Below are 11,689 nucleotides of genomic sequence, written 5' to 3'. Positions count from 1 at the left end.
TCCTATAGATTATCGGCTTCGGCAAAGTAAAATGGATAAACCATATTGCTGCGGGTGTTTGTGGTTCGAACCGTGTAGTGCAACTCGATAGCGATATAGCCGTTGTATACGCTTTGTGGGTTCGCAGGATTTCGATCGATATGTATTTCAATTCGCTCAAGACTAATGCGGGTTTCGTAGAAGAGTACCGCGCGTCGAATATTGTCCTTAATTTTGGTGATCGTGCCCTGTGTCATTTCATCGAACACGTTCGCTTTGAGGTTACAACCAAAGTTGGGATGCATGACCCGCTCGCCAACAGAGGTGGAAAACAAAATCTTCAGACTTTGCTTTATATCTTCATCATGTGAAACCATTTCAGCACTTCGTGTTTCGCCGCTAAAAGTAGGAGGAAAAGCCCAGCCGGTTCCGAGAAAGGCGCTTTCGTTAAATGCGCTCATTTCAACCTCCGATTATTACGTTTGGGGAGCCCAGGATAATAGATCCACCATGAGCCGTCTGATCGCCCATCCTGGCAGCAGGCTTGTTCGTGATCATCACCGTAGCCGAACCTTTGATTATGGTTGCGGTCGGCCCCACACAGGTAACCGAATCTCCCAGCAGCGCTGCAGGCAGATTATTAATCAGAACCGTGGCTCCGCCTGGCCCTATAATTGGCCCACCAACATGCGGCACCACACCTGTGACCATTGGACATGTGTGCATATCGGTTATTCTCGCTGCCGGCGGCATAAGCTCTCCTTTTGCTCAACTGATGCTTGCGTGTTGATTAGAAACACCCTAGGGCTAGTTAATCATCACCATAGAGCCCTTTACTGTCATGGTACCGCTGCTGGATATTTCCGCAGACGCTGTACCAGACGCAACCAGCCCCGCGTCCCCACTTATGGTCGCTTTAGCGCCAGCACTAATATCGACATTTGCACTCGCGCTTAGCGATATATCCGAATTGCTGTTCAAGCTAATACCAGAACTATTTAAAGTGATACTGTTCCCATTAGAATCTGCCAAAGCTATCTCGTTACTGTCATCTGAGAGGGTGACCGATTGCCCCCCCGACGTCTGGATGAGTATTTTTTTGTCAGTATCGTCCAGAGCGACTTTGTGTCCGCCAGGCGTAATTAAATTGATTATTTTGTTTTCGTCGTCAAAGCTCAGCGTCAGCTGACTCTTGGTAACAATTGCCTTGGTATAGTTTTCATCCGTGTGCTCTAGTGGTGACATGTTTTTAGCGCTATACAAACTTCCAATAACAACCGGGTAGCTTGGATCTGCATTCAAATAGCCAATTATTACCTCGTCACCTTTTTCAGGAATAAAAAAGCTACCACAACCTGAGGATGCATACAGATGCCCCAGTCTCGCCCAGATTCCCTCAGTTTCAGCTTGTTGCAACGGAATTTTCACTTGAACCCGATATATTCCGTCCGGGTCTTCGTCCAGTTTTTGGACGATTCCGATCTGTAACCCATTGAAACCCGAAACCAGGCCCGCGGCATCTGGAGCGGTTAAACCCGAAGATTCTGCAAACCACATGTGATCGCAACCGAACTCCACCTGAGTTTGCCAATTGCCCTCTTCTAACCGTTGCTCTACCGAGCTGCAGTAAACGTTACCGCTAAAACGCTCGCCAACACCTTTAACTTCGATGAGTGCGCCAATTTTTGCATCGGCGCTACCTTGAAATTTCATATGCCCGCGCAACTTCGCTAACTGGGACTTGACGAGCTGCGCCTCGGACCAGGCGGTAAGCAACGCTTGCTCTTGCGCCGTGGACGTTTTTAGTGTGAACTTTTCGTAGCCGAGCACACCTGCCAGATCACCGTTTTTTTGCCCTCGAGTGCTGGAGTCTGGCTCGGCATTCGCAGACTGACTTACCACATCCAATTCCGATGTCGACCAACCGACAGCAGTGACCGTGTTCGGCTGAAATCTAGCATCTACAGCCGCTTTAAATTCCATTAAGTCCGCGCCATAGGTAACGGATAATACAGGCGTACTGCTAAAGTCCGGCTTAGCTATTGTCAGCGCTGCGTCATCGTTCATCACGACCATTCCATTTATTTCTGCGCGAGTCAGAATAAAATCCCAATCTGTAGCGCCATACTGCACAAGGCTCTTTAGCTCTGGTGTTGTAGATGTAACACTCGGTGTTATATCCGCGTACTTATTAAGAATGGTCTGCATTGCGTCGCTATCGCGAACTATACTGCCGTCTGTGAGCGCAACAAAATTGGCATGCTGTCGTTGAAACGTCATTTTTATCGCCTGATCAACACATTCAAGCAATACCCGTGAATGCCCGCTGGACCCAATATCCAGACCATGCTTAACAAGCAATCCTGAAAAAATGACAGCGGTGTCGTCACCGTAGCCGGCTTCTATCTCAATTTTAGCGCCGGGACTTAGATCGTCCATGTCACTCGCCGGAAACTCACCACTGCCAATTTCACCATCAATAAGGTGAATCCAGGCTTTCGCGATACGATTAACCTGCTTCACAACACGAATGGAATGAACACGCAGCGCATTACTTTGGTCGTTACCATTCAGCTTAATGACATATTTAACTACGCCGTTTGCATTATCACTGGGTGAGGCGGCCATAATTAACTCAGTGGTGGAAACAGTAAACGAGTGCCAGCGGGTAGCTGACGAAAGTTATCAATGCCATTAATGCGTGCGATGTCGGTATAGTAGTGACTATCACGATATATCCGATAGCACAGTAGAGGCAGGGTATCTCCCTCTTTGGTTTCAACAATATGGGTAAGATCCGGCGACGACCGATTTGCGGCCTTACTCTCTTCCTCGTCGGTCATAAACCTGACAAAACTCATATTGATCTTTGCGCGCAGCGGCTCGCCGCTAGGTTTAAACAGGGTAAATTGTGAGCTGAGTGATTCCAAACGACCGTAAAAAACCACCGTTCCCCAAACAATACGGGAGTACTTGGGTTCGTGTGTGTCACCGTCGTAGCCCACAATAGCTTCCAGCGACGAGATCATATCCTCGACCGACTCAAGCGCGTAATCGGTGATGACGCCTGTGCCGTCGAGAATGGCTTCGAAAGCGAATTTGTCGTCGTCCATAGCGACAAACCGTTTTTGGTTTCCGACTTCGCCCAGCGCCTTATCATTGCTAAATTTAATTTTCTGATCGCGTTTGTAATTTTGTGGATTCAGCATGAGGGTAAATGAATCACTTTCGTTTACCGTGATACTACCGTCTTCATTAACGCTGCACGCCGTAATCTCGAGCTGTTCATGCACCCCAGAACTTGCCATAGTATTTACCTGTTTCGTTGTTCTTCCATAAACTCGGCAATTAACCGTCTTACTTCCACAGCCATAGACTCTTTAATGGAAGCCATACGCTGCTCTAAAAGCGCAACCGCAGCGTCGTCTATTTCCTCGACCATGTTCATTGTCGACTGCCCTGATGTAAGTGTTTTATCGGCAGACTCAGGTGAAACCGTGTTGATTGTTAGCTGACGTATTTCAATTGCCATAGTCCAGACTCACATTAATCTAATGGATTTTGTATAGCCCAACTCGACTGTCTCTATCGCCACTTCGTTTTTTGTAGAGTTAAACTCATCGATACTCCACTTAACAGGCAGGGCATCGCTAATCCCCCATACGCGTGACGGCATACCCTTTTCATCCAATAGTTGAATGGTTAATGCTTTTGGTATCACCGGCAGCGCAAAATCTGTGTGCATAATGCTTGTGAGCCAAAGATACAATCCGGACTGGTAGCTGCCAATACCCCGCTTGAGCACCAGGTTCGTATGTTCCACCTTTTGGGGAAGCATATAGGCCTTCTCGTTCATCCCCCCCTGATACAGGGTTTCGTATTTCACCGAGGAACCCAAGCCGCTCACGCTTTGAAACGATGTGTCCGAATACAAAAGTCCGTCCAAAAATTTAACGACAAAATAAAATGATGGGACGGGGTAAGTCGATGTAGTCATTCAAAGTTTCCATTTTGTGGGGAGCAAAGACAGATTTTACTGCTTACCAAATTCACTTTAATTAGGAAATCTGCACGGGTAAGAATCGCAATAAAAATCTCGAACAACGAACCTTGCATTACGACTCTCGCATATCGAATCTCGCCTCACAAACCCAGAGCGTTAAAATACGTGCAAACTGGCAAGCCATTGAATACTTGCGGTCGAGCGACGGCAGATACCGCAGTTAAAACACGGATTACTTCAGTTTTGCGTTTTAAAAACATAAAAACCGTGCTCGAGCGCGCGAGCTCTCTCTAAGAACTCGCGAGTATCACTTATCGTGACTATGCATTTGCTATGGTGAGACCTTCATGAGCAATTTCGATAGTCTCGATTGCAGCTTCGTTACCGTCAGATTTTAAATCGGTTCCGGTTATCTTGGTCGGCCAGGCGTTCGCCAGAGTCCACACCATGGTTGGTGCACCGGTCTCATCGAGCAAGCTGATGGTTACCGGAACCCGCGCAATGGTATTCATTTTGATTTTGCTAAACCAATCCCAGAACTTATTATCCGATTTGAATACGCCCTTTTTCATCGTGACATTGCCACTCTTTTGAATACCGGGCATTTTTACTGTGGAAAAAACTGGGCTGTCGCCACTTCGGTATTCAATCACTTGAGCTTCCACATCCAACCCGGAAACTTCCTGAAACGAAAGCACTTCTGAATCCCACTTTACTTGAAAGTGAAATTTGGGGATTGGCCATACACTCGTAGATTGCGCTGAACCGTCGTCCGCCATGATGATCTCCTTAACTGGGTGTTATGTGTGTTACGATTTCTGCATTTGCTGAGTAAAGGTAATTTCTATAAATTCGGCGGGCCGGGTAACGGCTACCAACACGGATACACGCAAAATACCTTCGAGAATATCTTCCGATGTCATGGTTTCGCCTAGCCCAACATACACGCTAAACGCGTCGTCTGGTGTCGAGCCCGCCAATCCCCCGCGCTTCCAAATACCGGTAAGAAAATTGCGGATCATGCTTTTGATCGTAATCCAGGTTTGCGCGTTATTAGCCTCGAAAACATAAGCTTTGGTACCCAGGCGAATGGATTCTTCCATCATGATCATGGTGCGGCGAACATTGATATAACGCCAATCCAGACTATTGCCATCGAGCGTCCTGGCGCCCCATACCAAGGTGCCTTCACCGATAAAACTGCGAATAGCGTTTATCGATTTACCTTGCGTGGTAACATTAAGATCTTCCTGATCATCGTGGGTGATATTCACTGCGGGTGCCGATACAGAAGAAAGGCTCACGTTCGCGGGTGCCTTCCAAACTCCGCGCAAGGTATCGACCGCGGTATAAACCCCTGCCATCGCTGCTGCAGGTGGCAGTAAATTCAAGCGGGCGCTGATCGCTTTCAAAATTTGCACATAAAGCGGGCTGACAGCCATCAGTGTTTTATTGAGCAGTGCTCGTTCAGCTTTTACCTGGAGTTCAATACTGGCATCGCTCTTACCTTTTAAGGATGGATCGCTACCGTCATCCCGTTTAGAGATTTTTTTATTGATTGCATCCTTAAGTTCAATTACGCCATCTAGTTCCTTGGCGAGGCTTGCCCGATTATCTAACAGTACCTGCCCTTCTTTCGTGGGTTTGGCTTCACCGACATTCCCGTCGGCATCTGGCTCAGGTTCCTCCATGGGAACATCATCCGTAACCGCCACCTTGAGTTCCACTTTCAACAAATCCACCAACGCGGACTTACCCTCCGGGCTCAGAAAATCAAAGGTGATATCGGAATCTGCGGTGATCGTCGTGTTAACCCAAGGGTAGTAAGCGGTCGCAAAATCGAGATAATTGATGCCCAACGAATCGCGGAATGCTGCGATACAGTCTCCGTCGGGATCCTGCCGGTCCTTATGGCCATCGAAAATATCGAGGATTGCAACCCGGTTGCGCATCTTGTTGCCGCAGTGCAAAAGCGCCGCCTGTTGCACTGAGGTGCAGGTTTTAAGGTCTGCCAGGCAAACCGCTTCGGGAATAACAACCATGGTTGGCTCTGGCTCTTTGATTAGCGGAGCTATACCCTTGCGTAACTCGTCGGCTTTTATTTCGCCTTCACCGTCACCACTGGCATCGCCGTCATAGTCTCCTACGGAGACCACATAGCAAGCACCACCACCATTTTGGAAAAACAGCCGCATGGAAGAATACAAAATAAATTTCGCGTTTTTCTGGTTCAGCACTTTGCCAGTGCCGCGTGAATCCCCGGGCGTACGCACCTTGACATCGGCGATATCCAACGTAGGCGCATCGTCAATGGTGAATTTGGGGCATGGCGCACCACCAAAAAACCGCTCAAACTCCTTCATGGAGGTTATCCGCCAAGGCTTATTGAGCAGGGATTTATCACCGTTCTCCGCCTTCTGGGTGTAGCCAATAAAAGCGGGAACAGCGGTAGCAACCTCCACGACAGAATTCGGGAAGGCGTTTTTTTCAACTATATAGACGCCGGGCGTTTTCATTGCTGGCATAATGATTTCCTTTCTGTTACTCGTTAATGAATGATTCCGCGAATGTCGTCGGGATGTTTTCGCCATCCAGATGCACGGCGAGGTTGCAGGAATCAGGTAGCGGCAAACAATCAATTAAAATATTTTGCCGCCCCCTGTAGGTATCTACTAGCGATGGATAGGCTTTATGCTTACACTTCAGCTCCAACGGGCGTTGCGATACAAAGGTTTGGACCGCCCTGCCTTCGCTGATATTTTCTATAGTGGAGTGAAAAGTATGATCCGGATAAACCACAGACAACCGCTCGCTGGGAGTACGGTTTAGCAGGTAATATTTCACCCGATAAGCGAACGCGTTTAGCTGAACGCGTGTATTTCGGTTCTGTCCTACCAACTCACCCAGCACGTCAGCCACCGGAAAGCTAAGAACTATTGCGGCCTCGGATTTAAGCGACTTATAGAGACGGGCCAAGCGAATGTTGACAGGCTTTTTATCAGCTGGCTCAATGATGAGTTCAGATACGGGAGGCAAACTATTGATTTCGCTTAACTCTTCTAACCCAGGTATAGCATCCACATTGAGAAAACTCAGCTCAAGGTCTTCGCTTTGGATTTGCCAATCGATTCGGTAGGAGTCCAAAGCCCGAATACCAGAATTCACATTTTTTTTGTTTTCTGTCTGATCTTGCACTTCCGCTTTTTTAGGCTTAGGCAAATCGGTTACCTGAAAGAATAGCGCTTTATCCGTCGGGCGAATTTCAAACAACATCCATTCATTTGCAAACTGTTCACGCAACTCCAACTCCGTCCACTTGCGATCATTCCATGCCACCTGAAATCCGCCAGATTGAGAAATGGTAATCCAGTCCAGCGCTGCCATTAGCCGTTCTGTTTCTTCATCTGGCACGACTGAATAGTTAAAATTAACACTGTTCTCACAGTATTTATGAAGAAGCGTTAGTCTGAATAGTGGCTTGTACATACTACTGCCCGAACGTGGGTTCCGGCGCGGAGGCCGGATTAATACGACTAACTACACTTTCGGATCGCAAGGTAATCAGCCTGACCTTATAGAAAACCGACGGTAGATATTTCCCTCCCAGCACACCCCACAAATTTGTCGATTCATTGATGTCCGTATTCTGAATATCCACAATTAACCGATCCAGCCCCGGAGGTAAATCGGCTACGGTACGCCTGTCTACAACGGGGTTTTCGTGAAGGTGCTGGATGGCATAAGACAAAAAGGTAAGCGCCTCCCCGTAACGAGAGGCGTGAAAATTAGCAGCTACAAAAAGGTAAAAATTCAAATGCAATGGCTCTTCCACCCTCAGACCGCCAGCCTCGATTGTTTTAAATCGAGTGCTGTGTGCAAGCGTATCTTTTGCAATGTTTGCCAGAAAAATCAAAATCTTATCGTTCGCTTCAATTGGACTCACGCCATCCGGCGACACCGGTGAAGCAAGCTGAACAATGTCCTCATCCAGATCAACCCGATTGAGGATATACGCGTTTAACCGCGTCGCGATGAGATTAAGAGCTTTGTCCAACATAGGGTAACGTCTTGTCTATTTTTTTGATTCGAATATGCCTCTGTATGCGAGGATATGTACGCGCAAGGCTAGTTATGCCGGCGCCCTGGAACGATTGATCATCACGCAAACCTCTGATTGCCTGAAGCGACCTAATGCTTCAGATCAGGCCCACCATTTGGGCGCCTCTACACAAAATACGGCCAAAACCGAGCTACACCGACTTAACCCTGTTGGTACAAAACTGGTTATTAGCACTCACTTCAGCCTCAGTTGGCTTCTTTGCCTACAGCTACCAAAGCGAGACGATTTAGTCTGGATTCAGGCTTGTTCGTATAAGAGTGTCACTGACGAGAGGTAGCGGGAAATGAATATTGGATATGCTGTAATAACGGGGCGTTATTGGTTGAATTAGGAAGAACGAGCAGTGGATTAGTGGTGATTTGGGTTGAGTTGAGCAGAGTTGAGTTGGGATAGGTAGTTACAAGTGGCTTTGTGGAAGTATTGGGCGCCCACAGACAATCACCCTATAGACGCCTACAGCTTTATTGGGTTTAGCTTGCTTAGTACACGCTGTAGATCTCCCCTTTTCAGAATGCGATTCAATGGCATCCTTGTATGCTGCAATTTTTGTTCAATTAGTTTTTCGATTTACCACAGTGAGCTCATACTTTATGGAACGCTCATCATAAATCAAATAATCGTACTACGAAAAAGTAGTTAAAAAATTGGGAAACTGGACATCAAAGACTACAAAGCACCCAATGTCATATCCAGCAATAAAGGAAAATACTAGGGCACCAAAGGCAATAGAAAAATAGGTAGCTCGCTTAATAATGACTCGCACTCGAATCATTTTCCCAGCGAGCCTAAAATCCAGCTCATACAAGCAGCGACCGTAGTGAATTTTCGCGTAAAAAAAGTCCATCGATTGCTCAAAAAACACAGATCGCTGCGTCAAATTGGGAAATTTGCTATAACTTTATTGATTTACTAGAAAAATAAAAACCGACTACTGTACCGATGATCGCACTGGAGAATGCCAGCAGTTCATTGAAATGGGCACTATTCAGAAGTGCCGCCAACGAAACCAATATCAGCAACGAAAAGGTCAGCACTATAGCGAGCACGGGAGCGATCCGCTTGTTCATTCGCTCAGTTAAGGGTTCCGCCCGGCCAATTCCACCACACGCACCACACATTAGTCCTTTGTGCTGTCTACGCGACCAAAAACCAAGCTCATTTTTCTTTATGCAAGCGGCACAACTAAAGCCATCTGGGCCATTCTGGCATGTCCCAGTGCCAGCGCAGTGCTTGCATTCATATAATGTCGAAACAACGTTCATTTTATTCCTTAGTTAGAACACGTCTATTGGGAGTAGACTTATAGCTGATTTATTTTGAACTTTTAAAGCACAATATAGTGCGAATAAAAAATTCTCACGATGCTAGTATTTTTAAGTATTTTTGGGGTTACTTAATTCATACACGATCACATCAAAAGTCTATTCCATATTTCATCGCCAGCAAATTTCCGACCATTGTATTCACTATCGATTAGCCGGAATGAGTAGACGCAAACGCCATTTACGAGCAATTTTTTGATTTTGACAAGCTGTTTTTCCAGTTTTGATAATTTAAGTTGATCTAGCCGCCAAAACACATGACGAGAACCTTTACAGGAGAGCGTTGCTAGATAGTAATGCTCGCCAGGATGGCTAGTTCGGATTAAGGGGAAAACCTGGCTGATAACTTAGGCGCTAGTGAAGTAATAATCTTTTTATGTTAGCAACCAAATCAAAGTTGATGCAGTACCGCATTAGCAACCAGCCTCTAGTGCCTTACGCGTTGCCTTGCTCACCGACGACGACTCGCCGCAGTAGTATCGCGAACTATGATGTTTTAGCGATATATTTTTAACATCAACGCGTCTTGAATATGCCCACTGTAAATTTCCGACAAGTGACATTTTCTATCTACAGAGTTATTGCTTATGCTTTGACATTTACCGCTGCAGCCATCTCCGGGAATCGGATTCCAGGCCTTCGGTTCTTAGTTCACTAGCTCTCTACAAGCTGTTTATGCCTGTTTAATTTTTTGGTCTGGTGCGGTGCTATTTCCCCAGGTATTTTGGAATAATTCAGTGCACTGCAGACCAGTCCAAGTATGTTAGAACACTGAACACACCCAAAGCGCCTAAACTGGCATACAAACTTTTGAGCCGGGGCTTTCGCAAGGCAGGGTAGCACGCCGAAGCCATTTCTTATCCGACTGTACTTTAAACCAAAAAAAGGGCTACACTCTCCCCCCTTTATTTCTCCGTAAATGGACAGAGTGTGTACAAGATAAAAACCACAACAGTCCATAAAAATATTTTATTTAAAACCCGCCTAGAATCTCATTCAGATTGATTGCGGGTTATGGCTCCATGATAAATAAATGAATGCTGTTATATTTAATTTTCACGATATTGGACTTTTGTTACGCGCCTTCGAGTGCGCGATGTTTGGCATTTTGCTAGTTACGCTTCGCGAAACAAAGCGAAATAGCAATCTTTTACTCGCGGGCTTTTTATTGGCAAATGCCTGTGTTGCAATGCAAACACTTGTACTTTGGGGAGATGCCGTAAAATACCAGGTGTTCAGTATTAACCCTAACATTGTGTTTTTGCTCGGATTTACACCTTTTCTGCCTGGCCCACTGTTACTTCTCTACACACAATCATTGGTCTACAGCGATTTCAAATTTCGACCGCTTTATATGTTACATATTATACCGTCCGTATTGGCAGGCTTCGGGCTGTATTTTTTGTATTTTTCGAAAACGGTTGCAGATAAAAAGCTAATTGCTCTGGATTTTAAAAATTATGGCAATTACGAATGGCACTTCAACTGGCTTGTTCATAGCGAAAAGTATCTTCTCGTAGCTTACGGTTGCAGCTGCATCTATACGCTACTTCGATATCGTACAGCTTTAAAATCAAGCTATTCCGACCTGGAAAACATTGATTTTTCCTGGCTTCTACTGTTGGTTGGCGGATTTCTCGTGGTGTGGTGCTGCTTTCTTGTTTCGCACCTGGCTGGCAATATGTCCTATATCACGCTAGGCAGGGATATAGCAATTGCTGGAAACTATCTTATGCTGACTCTTATCACCGCTCTGGTGTTCTACAGCCTAGCCTTTTCCGACCGGTTTGACGGAATTGCATCACCCACAAAAAACGAGCCACACGCGTCCTACTCGCCGCAGTACGTGCGCGCTTTTGTCGCGCAGTTCGAAGCGTCTAAACCCTACTTGAACCAGAGGTTAACGCTTGAGGGGCTCGCCGCGGACCTCGGTATGCACAAGCGCGATGTATCGGGCATTATCAATCAGCACCTAGACCAAAATTTCCACATGTTTGTCAATCGGTATCGAATACAGGCGGCCAAAGCGCTGCTTGATAATCCTGAGCACAGGGACACACTCATTTCTGAAATAAGCGGTTTGAGCGGGTTTAACAGCAAAGCCGCGTTTAACCGATTCTTCAAGAAGTTTACAGGAAAGACGCCAACCGCATACCGCCTTGATCATTAGCACGGCAGCCCGTAGGTACCTTGAGCGCAGCGGCACTCCCATCTTTCCTCCCCCGAGGCCATCGGTTTCATATTACAAATACGCGAAGCGAGCAT

Annotated in this window: 11 protein-coding genes; 1 reads left to right on the top strand and 10 read right to left on the bottom strand. The window is 46.5% G+C overall.

Features of this window, described 5'->3' with window-relative positions; genetic code table 11:
- Window positions 1-2: 2 nt before the first annotated feature.
- The 10 genes from TERTU_RS09855 to TERTU_RS09810 all read right to left on the bottom strand — a co-directional run bounded on the left by TERTU_RS09855 (window position 3) and on the right by TERTU_RS09810 (window position 8,039).
- Window positions 3-440: a GPW/gp25 family protein gene (locus tag TERTU_RS09855; RefSeq protein WP_015816964.1), complete on the bottom strand. Its 438-nt coding sequence runs from the start codon at window positions 438-440 to the stop codon at window positions 3-5.
- 1 nt (window position 441) lies between these two features.
- The gene (locus tag TERTU_RS09850; protein WP_018015995.1) at window positions 442-690 is read right to left on the bottom strand and encodes a PAAR domain-containing protein; all 249 of its coding nucleotides are present in this window, start codon (window positions 688-690) and stop codon (window positions 442-444) included.
- Between the two features lie 96 nt (window positions 691-786).
- Complete coding sequence (gene vgrG / locus TERTU_RS09845) at window positions 787-2,607, bottom strand: type VI secretion system tip protein VgrG (RefSeq protein ID WP_015820755.1); 1,821 nt, start codon at window positions 2,605-2,607, stop codon at window positions 787-789.
- A 2-nt stretch (window positions 2,608-2,609) separates the two neighbouring features.
- Window positions 2,610-3,287 (bottom strand): CIS tube protein, encoded by a 678-nt coding sequence (locus tag TERTU_RS09840; protein WP_015820293.1) that lies wholly within the window; start codon window positions 3,285-3,287, stop codon window positions 2,610-2,612.
- Between the two features lie 5 nt (window positions 3,288-3,292).
- Window positions 3,293-3,511, bottom strand: coding sequence for a hypothetical protein (locus TERTU_RS09835; RefSeq protein ID WP_015816985.1), 219 nt, complete (start codon window positions 3,509-3,511; stop codon window positions 3,293-3,295).
- Between the two features lie 9 nt (window positions 3,512-3,520).
- Window positions 3,521-3,976, bottom strand: coding sequence for a phage tail protein (locus TERTU_RS09830; RefSeq protein ID WP_015817064.1), 456 nt, complete (start codon window positions 3,974-3,976; stop codon window positions 3,521-3,523).
- A gap of 326 nt (window positions 3,977-4,302) precedes the next feature.
- Entirely contained in the window at window positions 4,303-4,761 is a 459-nt protein-coding gene (locus tag TERTU_RS09825) for a phage tail protein (RefSeq protein WP_015817153.1), read from the bottom strand.
- A 30-nt stretch (window positions 4,762-4,791) separates the two neighbouring features.
- Complete coding sequence (locus tag TERTU_RS09820; RefSeq protein ID WP_015817623.1) at window positions 4,792-6,507, bottom strand: phage tail sheath family protein; 1,716 nt, start codon at window positions 6,505-6,507, stop codon at window positions 4,792-4,794.
- Window positions 6,508-6,523: 16 nt separating this feature from the next.
- Complete coding sequence (locus tag TERTU_RS09815; protein WP_228378302.1) at window positions 6,524-7,393, bottom strand: hypothetical protein; 870 nt, start codon at window positions 7,391-7,393, stop codon at window positions 6,524-6,526.
- A gap of 76 nt (window positions 7,394-7,469) precedes the next feature.
- Window positions 7,470-8,039: a Pvc16 family protein gene (locus tag TERTU_RS09810; RefSeq protein ID WP_015818773.1), complete on the bottom strand. Its 570-nt coding sequence runs from the start codon at window positions 8,037-8,039 to the stop codon at window positions 7,470-7,472.
- Window positions 8,040-10,457: 2,418 nt separating this feature from the next.
- Here TERTU_RS09810 and TERTU_RS09800 point away from each other — a divergent pair.
- Window positions 10,458-11,594, top strand: coding sequence for a helix-turn-helix domain-containing protein (locus tag TERTU_RS09800; protein ID WP_015819653.1), 1,137 nt, complete (start codon window positions 10,458-10,460; stop codon window positions 11,592-11,594).
- Window positions 11,595-11,689: the final 95 nt, after the last annotated feature.

Source organism: Teredinibacter turnerae T7901 (assembly GCF_000023025.1).
In the GTDB taxonomy this organism is placed as follows: domain Bacteria; phylum Pseudomonadota; class Gammaproteobacteria; order Pseudomonadales; family Cellvibrionaceae; genus Teredinibacter; species Teredinibacter turnerae_B.
Note: the sequence above shows the minus strand (reverse complement) of the source record. Positions and strands in the feature narration are given on the sequence as shown.